This is a genomic window from Streptomyces sp. NBC_00358, from assembly GCF_036099295.1.
GTDB lineage: Bacteria > Actinomycetota > Actinomycetes > Streptomycetales > Streptomycetaceae > Streptomyces.
Map to the genome: position 1 here is coordinate 76,886 of NZ_CP107976.1, position 15,990 is coordinate 92,875.

Here is a 15,990-nt window from a genome sequence, read left to right on the forward strand (position 1 = left end):
GTCCTCGTATTCGGCTTGCGGTAGTTCCTCTTCCCCCTCACCCTCGGCCAGGTCCTCTTCGTGCTCACCCTCTGGCCCTTCCTCCTCCTCGTCCTCCGGGGCGGCCACGCATGCCTCCGTTCGCATGCGCTACGGCTTTCGGGTGCTTCTACTACGCGATCACGAGACCCGGCGCGCCAGCGCCCGTTTCGGCACACTCCGAACTAATCTCCCGGGATTGTAAAAGTCGATCTTTCACAGATCGCACCCGCACACTCCATCGGAGATGAAATGCGCAAGCTTCGCAACGTTGCCGTCCTGATCGCCGCGATCGGCAGCATCGGACTCGTCGGCGGCACCGCCCACGCCGGCGACCACGGCGACGACTTCACCGTCAAGCAGCACTCCAGCTGCAAGTCGCACGACCTGAACGTGGACGTCCTCGGCCAGGTCGGCCTGCTCAACGGCCTGGGCGGCAACCTGCTGGGCGGCGAAGGCAACCCCGGCGCCCAGGCCACCACCGTCGGCTCCACCGCGGACTGCAGCAACAGCGCCTTCTGAAACCCTGGCCGACACGGAGTCACCGGCCGATAGACGGTCCCGGGTTCTGGGCCTCAAGCCCAGGACCCGGATCAGGCCCGCGATGGCCGCCGACTACGTGGCACTGCCCGGCTGACCTACCGCACAACACGCGGACCGGTCCACCGAAGAACTCCACCCCGTGCCACAGCACCCCTTCTGGCCACACTCCCCCACACACTTCCACGCCACCCCAGGGCTCGTCCTGCACACCTCGGACGAAAATGACGACAGCCACAGCACGTGGGCCGGCGCCACCCACCACACAGCTCTCACCCCCGCGACCGACACCCCGGCAGAATGAGCCCAGTCCGACGACCGACACCGCGCCCCCATGGCTTCGGCGTGTTTGCGTGACGCGCGGTTCGTGGTGGTCCGTCCAGTTGGTGACGGGGACCGGAACGTTTCAGGCACGGCCTCCAAGATCATGGACTTCTCGACGCCCCGTGAACCGAGTGGAAGACCGTGCCTGCTGACGCATCATCGCTAATTCCGCCTACCCTTGACCAACTCCGAGAACATCTCGCAGTCGTGTCCAATGAGTCCCTGGTCTGCTGGAGCGGCTGACTGAAGTACCGGACCCGCGTGATCCACGCGGGGTGCGCCACCGCCTGCCTGTTGTACTCGCACTCACTGCGTGTGCAGTGCTGGCCGGTGCGACCTCACTGCTGGCAGTCGGCGAGTGGATCGCCGACGCCCCGGCGCACGTGCCGAGACAGGTCGGCGCCCGTCGCAATCCACTTCTGCCGTGGCGGGTCCTGCCCTCGGAGACAACGGTCCGGCGACCGCTGGCCCGCATCGACGGCGACGCGCCGGACCGGACGATCGGACGCCTGGCTCGCGGACCACCGACCGAAAGAGACCGGGACCGCACAGCTCCGCGGACTGGACGTGGACGGCAAGAGTCTGCTGGGGCGGCCAGGGCGAAGGGCCGGGCGGGAAAATCCCTCTGCTCACCGCGCAGGAGCACACCACCGGACTGATTCCCGCCCAGTTGGACGTCGGCGAGAAGGCCAACGAGATCACATGCTTCCAACCGCTGCTCGACGCCGTGACCGAGCTGGCCAGAGTCGCAGTCACGAGCGACGCGATACACACCCAGCGCGAACATGCCGGCTACCTCTCGGACGCGGGGCCCACTACATCGCGATCGTCAAAGACAACCAGAAGAAGCTGCGCAGACAGCTCAAGTCCCCCCTGGAAAGGACATCCCGCTTCAAGGCCGCACCATGGACACCTGCCACGGCCGCTCGGACATCCGCAGGATCAAGGTCGCCACCGCGAACAGCCTCCTCTTCCCTGGAGCCCCCAGACAGTCCAGCTCAAGCGCCGCCGCACCGACCACAAGACTGGCGAGACCACCCTGAAGACCTTCTACGCCGGCACCAGTCTGACTGCCGAGCAGGCCACCTCCCCTCAACTGGCGAAACTCGTCCGCGACACCGGAAAGTTGATGTTCTGCACCACATCAGAGACACGACGTTCGCCGAGGACGCCTCTCAACTGAGAACCGCCAACGCGCCCCGCGCGATGGCCACCCGGCACAACCTTGCCATCGGAGCCCTACGGCTCAACGGCGCCCGCAACATCGCCGCTGGCCCACGGCGCCGCGCCCGCGACGTGACCCGTCCACTCGCTCTCCTCGGGCTGACGTGACCAGAAATCCGGCATCCCACCGAAGCTCTGCCCACAGATCTACTCACCCGGCGGAACTCGAACGAAGCCCTCGGTCCACTCGTCCTCGTCGAGCTCATAGGGGTCGAAGTAAAAGCAATCCGGTTCGTCACGGAAGCCCGGTAGCAGTCGAGCCTGCCGCACACGCTCCTCTACCCGTTCGAGGGTTGAGTAGATTCCGAGCAGCTTTACGTCGTCGCCGTCCGACTCGTCGCAGAACACGCCGCTTTCATCTACGTGCACGGTCGAGCCGTCGTCGCCGGCTTCGTTCTGGTGGCCGACATGCCACAGCGGATACACGATCACGGGCGCGAAACTATCAGCACTCGGGTTCACGGGGGCCTGCGCCGTTCGACACCCCCGCGCCTCCCAGGCCCCCAAGATCATGAACCGGACGCCACGCGGCTTCGCCTAGGCCCTGACGCCGCACCCCGGTCACCTCCGTCACCAGACAAAGGACAAAAGACCGCCACAAGGACTGCGAACGCCGCTCGATGATCCACGACATCCGGTCCCGCTGCCACACCTCCGGAAAGCGACCATCCCGGGGCATAGACGGCTTCCCAGTACCCCAGAGGCTGTTCATCGTCGTGGAAGGTCATGGTGGTGACGAGTACGGCCACTGCCGAATGTGGCGGTGCGTCAATCTCAGGGCGACTACTGACCTTTTCGGGTTGCGTTCAAGTGGTGACGGTGGGTGATCCCTGCGGTATGCCGGTGTTATGCGGTACGCGGACGGTGGGGCCTGACTGCTGAGCGGCGGCCGCTCCGGATCGACGACGCGCCCCTGGCCCTCGTCCTGCTCGCCAGCGGGCGAGACCAGGGAGTAGGGAAGAGCAAACATGGTCATATGGTCCTCGCCGCGGGACCGGATGAGTCGTTGGGCCGGGCATCGACCTGTCGAAGCGGACTGTCAGGCTGCGGGTGTTGTGGGCGACGAGGTGGAGACCGGGTCAGTGGGCGATTGCTGCTGCGCCAGTGCCTGCTGGCCTGCGGTGACAGCCTTGACGCGCAGTGCGGAGCGGCCTACGGCGTTCTCGAGCGTGCGGCCCGGCATGCGTGAGAGGCCAAAGATGACGGCGAGCGAGATCGAGGGAGCACCGACAGCGAACGCCGCTACCAGTGGCTCCCCTTTGTCGAGGCAGTACTTCGCGAAGATCAGCATTCCGCCGACGGATGCCAGAGCAAAAATCTGTCCCAGGGAACGTTGCACGATAGTTGCCCAGGACAGTCGCCTGCGGTGCCTTTCGTCTGCCCGGAATTCGTCCCAGATTTCCTGCGCGAGACCCGGTTTGACCGAATCCCACTCCCTGGCTACTTGGGCGTCCCAGCGGGGCCCCGGTCCCTTGTCCCGCGCGGCTGTCATGTTTCGCTCCCGAGCCGTGGGTTGGGGCCCCGGGCGGAGTCTTCGGCGCTGCCGTCACGGGTGAAGCGCGGCGGATGGGCCGGGGAGGGTGTTGTGCCGAGGCCGGGCTCCTCGAGACTCTGGCGGAGCCTGTTCACCCATTTCATGGCACGCTCATGACCCATGTTGTGGGCCTTGAGCAGCCACCTCTGCCCCTCCTCGAACTGGCCTCGCTCGACGAGCAGAAGCCCCAGGTTGTAGGCACCGTCTGCGTTGCCCCGCTGTGCTGCTTGCCGCCACCAGGTATCCGCTCGGTCCAGGTCGTCCCGATCGCGCCAGAACAAGCCGAGATGTACATCGGCTTCTGCGACACCCTGTTCCGAAGCGCGCTGCCAGGCTTCTTCAGCCGACTCAGGCAACCCGATACGTAGCAGGGCGAGTCCGAGGTCCTTGCCCGCAGCGTGCCGCCCGGCCTCGACCGCGCGGGTCAATTCGCCTATTGAGCCTCTGTAATTGCCCTGCCGGGCGGCGGCGATCCCGAGATAGTGCATGGCCCGCGCATCACCGCGCTCCGCTGCATCGGCCCATTCCAGCTCCCCCTCGTCCGCATAGCCGCCGCGCCTGTATCGCAGCACGCCAAGGTCGGTGAGAGCACGTAGATCACCGGAGTCCGCCAGCTCTTGGAGGATGGATTCGGCTTTCGCAACGTGTCCTTGCTTGACGTGGTTCAGCGCACGAGTGTGCAGCTCAGCAGGGCTGACGCGAGGTGGAGGCCCGAGTTGGTCGTAGGACTGTGCCCAGTGTCGTTCGAGTCGGGCGAAGAAGTCCTGCTCCTGCCCTTGCCCAGCGCAGCGGGGTCCGGGGGTTAGCACGTCGAGCGCGCCGTTGAGGAAGCCTCGCCATACCATTCGGCCCCCCGTCCTCTCGCTCAAGATTTCAACTCTAAGTGTGCACATGCACACGGCAGTTGACCGGCAGGCGATGCACTCGCCGCTGATTCGGGGACTCCGCAATCCAGCAGCGGCGTCCCGCACGCCCCGTCGGCCCTGTGGTCATCCGAGCCAGGTGATGTTAAGGACGGACAGGCGGTGCAGGTGTCTGTTGATCCAGTAGGTGAGGGAGAGCTGGCCGACGGACGCGTAGCGCACGTCCTCGCCTTCGGGGTCGTCGGCGTTCCATTGGCGAAAGCCCCACGGGTCGCCGGCAGCGGCGTCCAGGACGTCCCACATGGTGTCTTCGACGTGTTCGGGCAGGGTGCCGAGGATCTTCGCAGCCGGCGGGGAGAAGCCGATTGCGTACGACTGTCCGGTCACCGGCGCCTTCCCCGCAGCTCCTCCATGTCGATGAACTCGCTGTCGTCGTAGCCGGAAGCGACGAACGCGTCGACCGCCGGGGCGTGGGCGAGACGGCCCTGCCAGACCTGAACGACCTCGTACAAGGCGGCAAGGGAGAACGACCGACGCGACTCCTCCAACGCGGCCGCCCACTCCCCCTCGAACGCCGGCACCCACTGCCCCGCCCGCCGGTTAGCTCGCAGCTGGTCGAGGAGTTCAGCCGGAGCTCCCGGGGCGGGGGCGTACGGCGGGACGGGGGCGTGGTCGGGCTGCGCGCTCATCGGCTGGTCCTCCCGGCGGATCGTCACCTCACGATACGCGCGCAGCGTGGTCGTGGATGCGGTCATGGACAGATCCCCTCCTACCGCCGGCGCAGGGTGCGGTCCTGGCGGTCCCAGGTGGCGGCGATGTAGGTGAGGAGTTCGGCCATCGCGCATTCTGCGTCGCTCGGGTTGCCGGTCAGTGCCTGGTCGGCGGCTGCGGCGATGTCGGCGGCCGGCGCCGATGCCTCGTGGCCGCCGACGGCGGGAATGGTGGTGGTCACCGGCGGCAGGCCGGTGACGGCGACCAGCCGGCCCGCTTGCGGGGTGGTCAGGAACCGGACGGTCGCATAGTTGCGGGCCTGCGGCGTGAGGGAGGCCAGCTCTCCGAGGGCGATGTCCCACAGGGCGCGCCACGGGTTGATGCCGAGGGCGTGTTGGATGGGCACGCCGATGTGCCCGGCGCCGAGGCGGGCTCCGATCTCCAGGACGGTGCACCGGCCGTCCGGGCTGAGGACGAGTTCGATGTGGGTGGGCGCCGTTGCGGACGCCGACCGCGGTGATCGCGCGCGCTGGGTTTGTTCGAGCAGGGCGCGTTCGGTGGGCGCAAGCAGTCGGACGGGCAGAGCGTGGCCCACTTCGACGCGGTTGATGCCGCTGGTCGTGTCTTTGCGGGTGATGCACAGGTGGGTGGTGACCCCGTGCTGGGTGATGGACTCGACGCTGAACTCGTCGCCGGGGATCGCCGACCTCGGCTTCACCGGCCTGGACGACGCCCCCGACAACCCGGTGATCATCACCGGGTTCAAGGCCGCCCGCACCAAGCCCCTCGCCACGGCGAAGAAGCAGGTCAACAAGTTGATCGCCGTTGAACGCGCCGCCTGCGAGCATGCCTTCGCCCATCCGAAGAACTGGCGCATCCCGACCGGCTCCGCCTTCACGCCCAGCACGCCACCACCCTCCTGCGGGCCCTCCTCGTCCTCACGAACCCTGAGATCGCCCGCTGACAGATGATCGACAGCCCGGGCAGTCGCCCACGACCGGCATGCGGACCAGGAAGAGCCACCACGCCAGCCCCGCGACCAGCAACTTCAGGGTGAAACCGGCTCAGTGACCTTCCCGGAACGCGTATCGCGGGCGTATCGAAAAACGCATACGCCACCGCAACGGTCTTCCGTCTTCAGTGGAGGTACTGGACCACAGCGCACCACCATCAGCGTCAGGTTTGTTGACTGGGAAGGGACCGTGATTATGGAATCGGTTTCGGCACGTGGTATCGACCGGCGGCGGCTGTTCAGATGGGGCGGGCTGGCCACCGCCGGCGTGGTGGCGGCCGGGGCACCGCTGGTGAGCGCCGGGATCGGCAACGCCGACTCGGCCGAAAACGACCGGATCCCGCCGGACACCCTGCCCGGCGGAGCCTACGACCGGTACGTGGCGCGGTTGGCCGCCGAGGGCAAGTTCTCCGGCGTGGTGCTGCTGTCGCACCGCGGCCGGACGGTCCTGTTACGCAGCTACGGCATGGCCGACAAGGAGAAGGGGATCCCCAACGGCGAGGGCACCGCGTTCGCCCTCAGCTCGGCGGGCAAACCGTTCAACGCGATAGCCATCCTGCAGCTGGCGCAGCAAGGCAAGTTACAGCTGTCGGACCCGGTCCGCGAACACCTGACGGGCTTCGACCAGGACATCGCCGAAAAGGTGACCATCCACTACATGCTTTCCGGTGTCTCCGGGCTGAACACCCCCGAAGAGGACATCCAGCGGGTCTTCCAGAGCCGGGAGGAAGTCCATGAGTACCAGGAGTGGTGGGCCCGGCAGTCGAAGCTGGTGGGCACACCCGGCGTTCCCGACGAATTTCACGCCGGCGCCAACACCGCCATTCCCGCGCTGATCGTGGAGGCCGTGAGCGGCAAGACGTACTGGGACTACGTCGAGGAGAACATCTTCCGGCGCTGTGGCATGACCGCCTCGGCGTTCTACACCAGGCCGCAGTGGCTCACCGACGCACACATCGCACACCCGTACATGAAAATGGAGGACGGCAGCTACGTAGACGCCGTCCGCAACCTGGACAAGGGCAGCCCGGACGATTACATCCTCGATAGGAACCCGGGCCGTGCCTTCATCGACCCCATGGGGGACGGCGGCTTCGCCACCGCGCCAAACCTGGTCCGTTTCGTCCGCGCGCTGGGCGACGGCACGCTGCTGGACCGGCCCTGGGCCGACGTCCTCACCGCGGCCAAGATCCCCCACGGCGCGACGGGGTTCGGTACGTACGGTCCTTCGGCCTCCATCGTCGGCGGCCAGTGGGCGATCCAGCGCGCCGGCGGCGACCCCGGTGTCTGCGCCAACTGGAGCAGCTACCCGGACACCGACTGGGTCGGCGTCATCCTCGCCAACCGCGACGACGTGCCGTTGGTGGAGATGATCGAACGGGAGACACGGGCCATCACCGGAGTCTCACCCGACGACGGGGGTGGTGGCTGAGACGCAGGACCGGTGGAAGTCTGGGTGGCAGGCCGGAGTGGAATGGACGCTGCTGTGGATCGAGAACACCGCCAACCGGCTGACCTAAGGCAGGTCGTAGCAAGTCGGTGTTCGGTCGGCAGGCCAGCCGGACGCTGACCTGCCGTGGTCGGCCCGTGGTCGGGTGTGCCCACCGGGCCGACCACGCCCCGCCCGCAGCGCCCCGGCATGGAGGACAGCTCAGGCAGCGCTCCACTGGTGCGCGCGTCCGCCGCGCCACTCGATCCACCGGTCGTCGTCCAGGATGCTGTCGGGATCCTGGATGCCCGCGCCTTCGAGGAGCTCCACCAGATCGTGATCGCTGTAGGCGGTGCCGAGAATCCCGTCCCGGCCCTGGGAGTGCACGGTCACTCTCCGGCCGCCCGTGCTGGAGGGCGGGTGTACGACGATCGGCGCGCGGCTCACGCTTCCCAGCGTGCCCCTGGCCGGCCCGCCCGGCGAGCCCGCTGCCGTGGTCAGGGGCTGTCGCCGCAGTAGTAGAAGCGGCACATCACACCCGGGCCGGGCATGCGGGCTTCGGGCGAATCAGCGCGATGACCGTCTCGTTCACCGTCATCGGGTGCGAGGCACCCGAGCGGCCGCCGCTCTTGGGCATGCCGCCCATCTCCTCCATCACGCGGTCCAGGTCGATCTCGGCGGCCGCCAGCCCCGCGGCGGTGAGGAGGCGGACCTCTTCACCGCCGCGCGTACGGCCGCCGTCGACCGCCAGGCCGTGCCTGCGCAGGTCGTTCGCCGCAGCCCGGTGCGAGGCGGTACGGGCTTCCTTCTGCTTCGCCGGCGTCGGCTTGGTCGTGTGCCGGTAGGCCAGGTGCGGCAACGACAGCCGCTGGATCTGATCGGCGGTGGCACCCTTCAGCACCCCAAGGACGCGCAGCACATCCGCGCGCAGGTCGTTGCTCGATTCCGCCTCGTTCTCCTTGCGCTTGCCCGCCATCAGCCCCGCCCTCCCATCGACCGCGCTCCGGCCCACCGGCCGGGCGCCGGCGCACCCGGCCGCACAGGGCACCAGGCGCGCCCCGAACCCGATGCTCTCCTCCGCCACTGACACCCCGCCCCTGTCCCAGGGGTGTCAAGGGGTGTCAGTGGCGGAGGAGAGAAGAGGGTTGTGACGATCCAGCGCAAGCCCGAAAACCCTTGGTGACAAGGGGAAATGCCGGTTCCGCACATGGTGGGCACGGTGGCCTCGGCAGTGGAAACGCAAGCGCCAGCGGCAGGAGCTCACCAAGGCGTGCCCAGTAGCCGACCACGCAGGCGCGGCCGAGCCGTGAGCCGAAAGCGTGCTAGGCGGTTTCGTTTGGATCAGATTGGTCGTTGGTTCGGGTGTGCCGTTGAGTGATGCGCAGTGGGCGCGGATCGAGCCGATGCTCCCGGACCGGACGCCCAGACGGGGTGGTCGCTGGCGTGATCATCGGGAGGTGATCGACGCGATCGCCTTCAAGTTCCAGACCGGCACCCAGTGGGTGCATCTGCCGGAGAAGTACGGCAACTGGCGGGGCGTCTACAACCGGCTGCGGATGTGGGCCGTTGACGGCACCTGGGAGCGGGTGTTCACCGCGCTGATGGCCCAGGCCGACGCCGACGAAGACCTCAACTGGGTTGTCTCGGTGGACTCCACGATCGTGCGCGCTTACCAGCATGCGGCAGGGGCTCGCAAAAAGGGGCTCCGGCCGGCGAACCCGGCGTCCACGCCATCGGGCGATCCCGCGGCGGACTGACCATGAAGATCCACCTTGCCGCCGACGACCGATGCCGGCCGCTGGCCTTCCATCTCACCGCCGGGCAGGCCGGGGATGCACCCGCCTTCACCGAAGTCATGGCCCGCTTGCGCATTCCACGACCCCGAGGACCCGTCACCCTCACCCTTGGGCCGGGCTTGCCCCCCACGCGAGCGACGCCGTCCATGCAGGCCACAGATTCACCCCATCGCGTCACCCCCACCCCACGAGCACCGTCGGGAACGAACCTCTGCTGATGACGCAGCACATCTGCGTACGGAAGTTCACCGGGAATCTCCACGTCTCCGAGACCGGGTGCCGCGCCCACCTCGTGGTCCGCGGCGGCACCCCGCCACCCGCTACATGGCAGGCATCAGCCGATGCCGGGATCGGGCAGTCGACGGCGCGGTCGTCACTCGTACAGGCGTTGGGCGGAGCCGGTGGCCAGGGGCTGGTGGCCGGGCGTGGTGTAGGCGAAGTTCAAGACGGTTCGGCGCGTTCCGGGGCGACGCAGAGGGGTGACGCGGTGGGCGGTGCGATCGCTGCGCAGCAGGTAGGCGTCGCCCGCGCGGTGGTGCAGTCGGCGGGTTCCGGGGCGGTTCAGGGCCGCCAGGTCGGCGTGTCCGGGGTGGATTTCGAGCAGTCCGCCGTCGGCCGGCTCCGGTGGCGCTTCGATGAACAGCACCACGGCGAACGGGTGGTCGTCCGTGTGTGCCCCGTGGGTGTCACCGGGGCGGTGCAGGATGTTCAGGACGTGCCGCTCGACAGGGTCGCAGACCGGCAGCACGTCGCCGCCGTGGACGCAGGACAGGGCAGCCAGCAGCCCGCTGTCCCGGTACAGGCCGGAGATCAGTGCGGATTGCGCGGCGATCTGTTGGCCTCCCAGAGTGGTCATGTGGCGCGGGCTGTCGTCCATGCACGCCATGCGGAAGTCGCGGCGTACCGCGGCGGCCTCCAGCCTGTCGGTCTCCTCGCGCAGGACGCGCAGTCCCTTGGCGCTCACCAGGCCCGGCAACGGCAGGTAGCCGTCGGCGGCGAAGCGGTCGCGGAGCGAGTCGGGTCGGGGTGGCAGTTTCAGCACGAGCACAGCCGTACCTCGCCACCACCGACGGGAAACGCCTGGCTCCTCTCAGCGGCTGCCTCGGGCCGGCACATCGGACAGTGGCGTCGTCGCGTGTCCGTGGGGTACGGGCTGTGCGGTAAGTCGGGCGAGGTCGCGGGCCCCGCGGCGCCGGGCGCCACCCCTGGATGATCTAGAGTTCCGGCGGCGGGCAGTCGGCCAGCCGCTCAGATATTCGACTCAGGGGTGGGGATTGATCACTGCAAAATCTGCTGCGATGCAGCGGAACAGACCGACCGTGCGGCGCGTGGCCGCCGCGGCGGTGGCCGGAGGCATGGCGCTGGTGGGCGTGGGGCTCACGGCGCCGGCCGCGCACGCGGCCGAAAGCGACATCTCGTTCTCGAGCATTGTCATTAACAACGGCAAGCCCATCGTCGTCGGCATCAGTGCCGAGGTCGAGGTCCCGCTGACGTACACGGTGAAGAGCAGCGTGGCTCTGGACGACTGGTGGGTCGAGGCGTACCGCAGTAACGGGTCCACCAAGTACCTGCTCGCCATCTCCACGACCCGGTGGAGCTGCAGGACTTCCTCCGCGGGGGGCTACACCTTCCGCGACTGCGACGAGACGATGACCATCGACCCGGACGGAATGCCGGTCGGGAACGGCAACCGCCTCGTCAACAGTGACGCCGCCGCCTGGAAGACTCTCGGCACGGGCATCAAGAAGAACGGTGGTTACGACACCGACCTCCTCTCCGCGACGGCCCGTCTCCAGCGTGCATCGCGCATCCAGAACGCGAACGCGTCCCCGGAGCCCGTCGCCAAGGGCAAGTCGATCACCGTCACCGGCACTGTGCAGCATGCCAACTGGAGTCAGCACCGCTACGACAACTACGGCGGCCGGCTGGTGAAGCTGCAGTTCAAGCCCGCCGGTTCCAGCACCTACTCCACCATCAAGACGGTGACCGCCAGCAGTTCCGGCTCCCTGAAGAGCACCGTGACAGCCTCCCAGGACGGCACCTGGCGCTGGAGCTACGGCGGCAATACCGCCACCGGTGCCAGCACCTCCACCGGTGACTACGTCGACGTGACCTGAGACCCGTACTCCGGTCACCGCGTCTGACTGCGCAACGAAGGCCCCGCTCCGGCGGGGCCTTCCGCCTGCCGATGGCACGCGGCGGGGCCGGTGCGGATCGGCGCCACCGCCGACGTACCTGTACGTGAAGCGTGAGGTTGTCGAACGGCTGACGTTGGTGGCATCGCTGTTGATGGCGCTTGGTCGTGCTCGACGGCTACCTGGTCGGCGACCTGGCGGCGGTTGTTCAGCAACCCGCGGACGGTGACAGCGAAAGTGCTGGCCAATCCGAGAACGGCGGCGAGGAGAACGGGCCGGCGATCGTTCATCCGGTCACCCTGCCCCGGGAGCCGGGCGCATACAGTCCTGCGGGTGGTGAGGCCGAAGTGACAGGCACTCTGCTGAGTTCCTCGAGCACAGCGAGCACGACGGTTTCCCGGGCTGACTCGCGACCAGCGCAGCAAACCCTCAGGGGCCGTGCGTGGGCCAGGTTTGACCGGATATGTGCTCGGCCACCGGGGTCCCGCCGTCGCGAGCTGGTCCAGGGCTTGCGTATACGGACGGGCAAGTGGGTTGTACGGTTCCGCTCATGAAGATCCGAAGATGCGCCGGCGTGACCGCGGTGGCCGTGGGTGGGGCGTTGATCGGGCTGGCGGGCTGTGGGGACAGCGACAAGCCGACAGGCGCCGTGGTGAAAGAGAGCCCGACGGCGAGTGTGCAGCCACTGATACAGCCAGAGGATCTGCCGAAGTCGAGGATCATGGCGCGCGTCCTGCACCGGGCGCTTGGTCGGGACGACATGCAGGTCTGTCGGAACCACACGCAGTGCTCCACGAAGGTCTACACACTCAGGGGATTTGTGCAGAACGTGCAGGTCACGATCATGTACGAGGCGCACGAAGACAAGTCCAAGCCCCACTTCGATCCGTACTATGAGCCGATCGTTGAGTCCGCCGACGTCCTCATGAAGCAGTGCGGCGAAGCGTATCGTGACGCCTCTGCGGTGAAGTATCACGACGTGTACGCGAAGGCCCGGTCCTTCGACAGGCTGCTCAAGGAGATGGGTCTGGAGTAGCGACGGGGCGCAGAGCCCTGCCGAAGACCCGGGCATGCGGGACAGATCCGGCGGCCTTCGCGGTCGTTGTCTTCCCGAACCCCGTACGCGGATTCCGCTCGTGGCACACCAGACCTGCAGCGCCGCAATGCCCGCGAGTGTGGATCTTTGGATGCTGCAGCGCTCCCCCGGGCCTGCCCGAGCGGATCCTCGCCGTCGCCCGCGCCTACGCCACCGTCCACGGGCACCTCCTTCCGCCCACCGGAGCCGTCGTCGGCGGGAACATTCCCCACGGGGTACGGATGAAGAACCAGCGTGCAGCGCCCAAAAAGGCGGCTGCCTCATCACAGCTAAGAATCCTGAAACGATCACTGGATCCCCTGGCTGGCGCGCCACCTGGTCAGTGATCACTACCGGATTTGTCACAGGTGCTGCAGTTCAGCGTCCTTCCTAATCGGGTAGTGCCAGCGCTTCGTCCCACACAATGCCGCTGCCTGTCCAGGTCCACAGCCACTGGCGCAGCGATGGCGCCCGCATAACGCAGGCCGTCATGAGCGTCCTGTACCCAGTCCGGTTCCCATCCGTCGGCATCCCAGAGCAGCACCGGCCGGTCAACCGCTATCAGCGAGACGTACCACTCCATCGTGCAGCCGCCGTCCGTCAGGAAGAACCACGACGCCGGCGCCCCCCACCCCGCCCGATTGGCGTGGATGGTCGTCGCGCAATGCCAGTCCGGCACGTGCCAGTGCGGAACACGGCGCGGCGTCAGCGACGCGCGGCCGCCTTCCGGCCCGAACCCTCCGTCGCCGACCTCGGTATAGATGCGGCGGAGCAGTGAGGTGGTAGTCGCCTCGGCATCCGCAGTCGCAGCCGCCCACCAGGTCCTTGGCGAACATGCGGCGCATCTTTCGCGAGGAACAGCCGCACGGAAAGCGGGCCTGTGGTGGCTTCGAGCGCGGCCTGTACGTCCCAACGCGCATGCGCCAGGGCGCGGCCGCCACCCGGTTGACGAGTTCTGGGCCCTTTTCGCCGAACGGTTCGGCGGCGTGCTCGTGGCGGGGTGTCTCGCCTCAGCGGTGCTGTGCCTGTGTCATGCGGGCGACTTCCTTGCGGATGAGGGCCGGGGGGAAGTGGTCCTCGTGGTCCATGTCCAGCATCGTGAAGTGCGCGGTGACACCGCCGACTCTCACCAGGATGTGCTGTTCGTTCCGTACGGAGACGCGGCGGCCGCTGCGCAGGCCGGGCCCCTGCTTCACCGGCACGGTGATCCGGAAGGCGATCGACTCGTCGCCGAGGTGGGGGATCGTTTCCGGCGCCAGGTGCGCGGTGTACTTCCCCGTGAAGCCGACGCCGGTGTAGTCGTGGCAGGCCGACAGTGACGTGCGGACACGGGCGAAGGCCCTCTCGGCATCCGTGCCCGCGTAGGTCGCGAGGGTGCCGCCGCCCGCCCAGATACTGCCCTTCCAGTTGAAGACCTGGTCCACGACGGCCGACGCGTCGCCGGCGCCGAGTGCGTTGAGCAGCTTCTCGCAGGAGCTGTCCGAGACCGGCGGGAAGGTGCTCTTCGCGTCCGTGGGCCGCCGCTCGTCCGCCGAGACGCCTGTGTTGCCCGGAACGTCGTCACCGGTGAGGGCGATGGACTTGAGGGCCTGGGCGGAGAGTGGTGGTCCCGGAGCGGCGGAGGTGATCGAGGCGGCGCCGGGCGAGCCGCTCGACGTCTGGGGGCCGGGCGTTCCTCCGCCCGTGCCCGCGCAGCCGGTGAGCCCCCACAAGGACAGTGCCGCGCACACCAGCAGCCATCCGTTTCCCCGTGCCCTCACCCGTGCCCCCAGCCCCTCGTGATCAAGAAAGCCGATCCTAACGACCGAGGACCCTTGTCAGGGTCACGTCGAAGAAACGGGTGTTCAGGTGTCGTACGTGCCGTCCCATGGTTCGGAGAAGCCGAGGCCGTCCGGGCACAGCTCGGTCCAATCCTCGTCCATGCCCGCCAGCATGCCGAAGGCCCCCTCGCCGCCTCGGCGACGGGGCCTTCGGCATGCTCGCATACCCTCAGGAGGTCTCCATGACGCGTGCCCGGTTCACCGTGCCGGAACGGGCAGGGAACGACGGGCACCAGCATGGTTGGGCAACAAGAACAGCCCCGACCAGAATTGCTGGTCCGAGGCCGATCCCACATCGGGCGGGCAGTTCAGGAAGAGCCCGTGCCGCGGGACGGCACGGGCCGGAACTGGAAGCGCCAGGCGTCTTGAGCCTGCTGCACGTCAGCTTCCAGCGCGTCGCGCAAGTCACCATCATCGTCCGGAGGTTCCAGCCCGAGCGCCGGGGCGATCTGCCGGTAGTGCGGCAGGAGTTCGGGGTCCCCGGCCGCCACAAGCGCGGAGAGCAGAACCTGATCGGCCGGACCTGCCTCGTCGACCAGGATCAGCACCTCTACTCGGTCGGCCACAGTCATGCGCGGCAGCGCTGAGCCGAGCTGTCGCCGAAGCTCTGACCACGGCATCACCTTCTGCTCACGCGCAGCCCTTTTCAAGGCCCCCCGGACTGCACTGGCCGCCGAGTCGAGCGCGTCCGCCCGCAGATAGACCTCTTCCGGTTCGCGGGAACGTGGCTGCGGCACAGGCGCGTTCCGGGCCGGAGCGGCCGGGGCTTTCTTCTTGGCCGTTCCGCGGCTCGCCCACTCAAGGATCTCGCTCCGGGTGCGAGCTTGTTCGCACACCGGGCGGCTTCCTGCTGCGCTCGCCGCGAGAGCAGGGTGCCGCCGACGTCGACGGCCGTTCCCAGCGCCTCTACGAGTCGCTGCTGTTCGACACTCTTGGCTCTCCCCTTCTTCAGCCGTGCCAGGATGCTTCTGACTTCGGCCACGGCCGCGCGACGACTCTGCCAGTCCCCGATACCCGGAAGCCCAGCGGACTGATCATTCAGCGCCATCACCTTGGCCCTGCCCTGGCCGGGATCGCGGTCCTGCGCGCCACTCTCCCAATATCTACGAAGCCTGTCAGCGGCTTCACGCAAGAGAAGTACATCCTCATCCAGAGCCGGTGCAGGCGAGCTGCGCCACGATGGCCCGAGAAGGGTACGTCGAAGGTCGAGGCGGTTGACCGCGTTGGGAGCTACGCCGGATATCGACCATCAGTTGGTGGAGGAGCTCTGGTGCGGCTGTGGCAGGACGTTGGCGAGTGGCTTGAGGGCATGGTCCAGTAGGTCGGAGTACCGTGCTGGTGCGCCGGGCTGCAGCCGCATGACGTGCAGTATCTGGTCACCTACGGCGGCGTTGCGCAGGCTGCAGCCTGGACCGGGTCCGGGACCTGCCCGACCTTTACACGGCGCCCATCCGCGGACGCACGATCCCGGGTGCAGGTCAGCTCGGCTGCGCGCCGGCTGGGAGCGCC

Annotated in this window: 18 protein-coding genes; 7 read left to right on the forward strand and 11 right to left on the reverse strand. The window is 67.8% G+C overall.

Annotated elements, in window-relative coordinates; all coding sequences use genetic code 11:
- Positions 1 to 270: 270 nt before the first annotated feature.
- Positions 271 to 540 (forward strand): hypothetical protein, encoded by a 270-nt coding sequence (locus OHT01_RS00370; RefSeq protein ID WP_328551060.1) that lies wholly within the window; start codon positions 271 to 273, stop codon positions 538 to 540.
- A gap of 617 nt (positions 541 to 1,157) precedes the next feature.
- Positions 1,158 to 1,541 carry a transposase family protein gene (locus tag OHT01_RS00375; protein WP_328551061.1) on the forward strand — a complete coding sequence of 128 codons (384 nt, stop codon included), beginning with the start codon at positions 1,158 to 1,160 and terminating at the stop codon, positions 1,539 to 1,541.
- A 712-nt stretch (positions 1,542 to 2,253) separates the two neighbouring features.
- On the opposite strand, the gene OHT01_RS00380 is transcribed toward OHT01_RS00375, so the two are convergent.
- The 6 genes from OHT01_RS00380 to OHT01_RS00405 all read right to left on the reverse strand — a co-directional run bounded on the left by OHT01_RS00380 (position 2,254) and on the right by OHT01_RS00405 (position 5,932).
- The gene (locus OHT01_RS00380; protein WP_328551062.1) at positions 2,254 to 2,538 is read right to left on the reverse strand and encodes a DUF7336 domain-containing protein; all 285 of its coding nucleotides are present in this window, start codon (positions 2,536 to 2,538) and stop codon (positions 2,254 to 2,256) included.
- Between the two features lie 607 nt (positions 2,539 to 3,145).
- On the reverse strand, positions 3,146 to 3,598 hold the full coding sequence (locus OHT01_RS00385) for a hypothetical protein (protein ID WP_328551063.1): 453 nt from the start codon (positions 3,596 to 3,598) through the stop codon (positions 3,146 to 3,148).
- Positions 3,595 to 4,509: a tetratricopeptide repeat protein gene (locus tag OHT01_RS00390; RefSeq protein WP_328551064.1), complete on the reverse strand. Its 915-nt coding sequence runs from the start codon at positions 4,507 to 4,509 to the stop codon at positions 3,595 to 3,597. Before OHT01_RS00390 ends, OHT01_RS00385 begins: the two co-directional genes overlap by 4 nt.
- Positions 4,510 to 4,629: 120 nt before the next feature.
- Positions 4,630 to 4,890 carry a hypothetical protein gene (locus OHT01_RS00395; protein ID WP_328551065.1) on the reverse strand — a complete coding sequence of 87 codons (261 nt, stop codon included), beginning with the start codon at positions 4,888 to 4,890 and terminating at the stop codon, positions 4,630 to 4,632.
- The gene (locus OHT01_RS00400) at positions 4,887 to 5,192 is read right to left on the reverse strand and encodes a DUF6247 family protein (protein ID WP_328557980.1); all 306 of its coding nucleotides are present in this window, start codon (positions 5,190 to 5,192) and stop codon (positions 4,887 to 4,889) included. Before OHT01_RS00400 ends, OHT01_RS00395 begins: the two co-directional genes overlap by 4 nt.
- Positions 5,193 to 5,272: 80 nt before the next feature.
- The gene (locus OHT01_RS00405; RefSeq protein WP_328551066.1) at positions 5,273 to 5,932 is read right to left on the reverse strand and encodes an ATP-grasp domain-containing protein; all 660 of its coding nucleotides are present in this window, start codon (positions 5,930 to 5,932) and stop codon (positions 5,273 to 5,275) included.
- Between OHT01_RS00405 and OHT01_RS00410 the strand changes: the two genes are divergently transcribed.
- Together OHT01_RS00410 and OHT01_RS00415 are read left to right on the forward strand one after the other, a co-directional pair.
- Positions 5,883 to 6,185, forward strand: coding sequence for a hypothetical protein (locus OHT01_RS00410; protein WP_328551067.1), 303 nt, complete (start codon positions 5,883 to 5,885; stop codon positions 6,183 to 6,185). The genes OHT01_RS00405 and OHT01_RS00410 overlap by 50 nt on opposite strands.
- A 237-nt stretch (positions 6,186 to 6,422) precedes the next feature.
- Positions 6,423 to 7,658: a serine hydrolase domain-containing protein gene (locus OHT01_RS00415; RefSeq protein WP_328551068.1), complete on the forward strand. Its 1,236-nt coding sequence runs from the start codon at positions 6,423 to 6,425 to the stop codon at positions 7,656 to 7,658.
- Between the two features lie 219 nt (positions 7,659 to 7,877).
- On the opposite strand, the gene OHT01_RS00420 is transcribed toward OHT01_RS00415, so the two are convergent.
- Together OHT01_RS00420 and OHT01_RS00425 are read right to left on the reverse strand one after the other, a co-directional pair.
- A complete protein-coding gene (locus OHT01_RS00420; RefSeq protein ID WP_328551069.1) occupies positions 7,878 to 8,102 on the reverse strand; it encodes a hypothetical protein in 225 nt (74 codons plus the stop codon).
- Positions 8,103 to 8,187: 85 nt separating this feature from the next.
- Positions 8,188 to 8,631: a hypothetical protein gene (locus tag OHT01_RS00425; RefSeq protein WP_328551070.1), complete on the reverse strand. Its 444-nt coding sequence runs from the start codon at positions 8,629 to 8,631 to the stop codon at positions 8,188 to 8,190.
- Positions 8,632 to 9,019: 388 nt separating this feature from the next.
- Here OHT01_RS00425 and OHT01_RS00430 point away from each other — a divergent pair, with 388 nt between their 5' ends.
- The gene (locus OHT01_RS00430) at positions 9,020 to 9,412 is read left to right on the forward strand and encodes an IS5 family transposase (RefSeq protein WP_328557981.1); all 393 of its coding nucleotides are present in this window, start codon (positions 9,020 to 9,022) and stop codon (positions 9,410 to 9,412) included.
- Positions 9,413 to 9,824: 412 nt separating this feature from the next.
- On the opposite strand, the gene OHT01_RS00435 is transcribed toward OHT01_RS00430, so the two are convergent.
- The gene (locus OHT01_RS00435) at positions 9,825 to 10,499 is read right to left on the reverse strand and encodes a HalD/BesD family halogenase (RefSeq protein ID WP_328551071.1); all 675 of its coding nucleotides are present in this window, start codon (positions 10,497 to 10,499) and stop codon (positions 9,825 to 9,827) included.
- Positions 10,500 to 10,749: 250 nt separating this feature from the next.
- On the opposite strand from OHT01_RS00435, the gene OHT01_RS00440 reads away from it, so the two are divergent.
- Both OHT01_RS00440 and OHT01_RS00445 read left to right on the forward strand, forming a co-directional pair.
- Positions 10,750 to 11,568 (forward strand): hypothetical protein, encoded by an 819-nt coding sequence (locus OHT01_RS00440; protein WP_328551072.1) that lies wholly within the window; start codon positions 10,750 to 10,752, stop codon positions 11,566 to 11,568.
- Positions 11,569 to 12,136: 568 nt separating this feature from the next.
- Positions 12,137 to 12,622, forward strand: a complete 486-nt coding sequence (locus OHT01_RS00445; RefSeq protein ID WP_328551073.1) for a hypothetical protein — start codon at positions 12,137 to 12,139, stop codon at positions 12,620 to 12,622.
- Between the two features lie 1,049 nt (positions 12,623 to 13,671).
- Here the strand turns inward: OHT01_RS00445 and OHT01_RS00450 are convergent.
- Both OHT01_RS00450 and OHT01_RS00455 read right to left on the reverse strand, forming a co-directional pair.
- Complete coding sequence (locus OHT01_RS00450) at positions 13,672 to 14,421, reverse strand: hypothetical protein (RefSeq protein WP_328551074.1); 750 nt, start codon at positions 14,419 to 14,421, stop codon at positions 13,672 to 13,674.
- Between the two features lie 368 nt (positions 14,422 to 14,789).
- Complete coding sequence (locus OHT01_RS00455) at positions 14,790 to 15,317, reverse strand: hypothetical protein (RefSeq protein WP_328551075.1); 528 nt, start codon at positions 15,315 to 15,317, stop codon at positions 14,790 to 14,792.
- Positions 15,318 to 15,990 lie beyond the last annotated feature (673 nt).

Excerpts from the sequence above, each read along its gene's own strand:
- OHT01_RS00370 (WP_328551060.1), top strand. The coding sequence starts at position 271 with ATGCGCAAGCTTCGCAACGTTGCCGTCCTGATCGCCGCGATCGGCAGC.
- OHT01_RS00385 (WP_328551063.1), bottom strand. The coding sequence starts at position 3,598 with ATGACAGCCGCGCGGGACAAGGGACCGGGGCCCCGCTGGGACGCCCAA.
- OHT01_RS00400 (WP_328557980.1), bottom strand. The coding sequence starts at position 5,192 with ATGAGCGCGCAGCCCGACCACGCCCCCGTCCCGCCGTACGCCCCCGCC.
- OHT01_RS00410 (WP_328551067.1), top strand. The coding sequence starts at position 5,883 with ATGGACTCGACGCTGAACTCGTCGCCGGGGATCGCCGACCTCGGCTTC.
- OHT01_RS00415 (WP_328551068.1), top strand. The coding sequence starts at position 6,423 with ATGGAATCGGTTTCGGCACGTGGTATCGACCGGCGGCGGCTGTTCAGA.
- OHT01_RS00425 (WP_328551070.1), bottom strand. The coding sequence starts at position 8,631 with ATGGCGGGCAAGCGCAAGGAGAACGAGGCGGAATCGAGCAACGACCTG.
- OHT01_RS00440 (WP_328551072.1), top strand. The coding sequence starts at position 10,750 with ATGCAGCGGAACAGACCGACCGTGCGGCGCGTGGCCGCCGCGGCGGTG.
- OHT01_RS00445 (WP_328551073.1), top strand. The coding sequence starts at position 12,137 with ATGAAGATCCGAAGATGCGCCGGCGTGACCGCGGTGGCCGTGGGTGGG.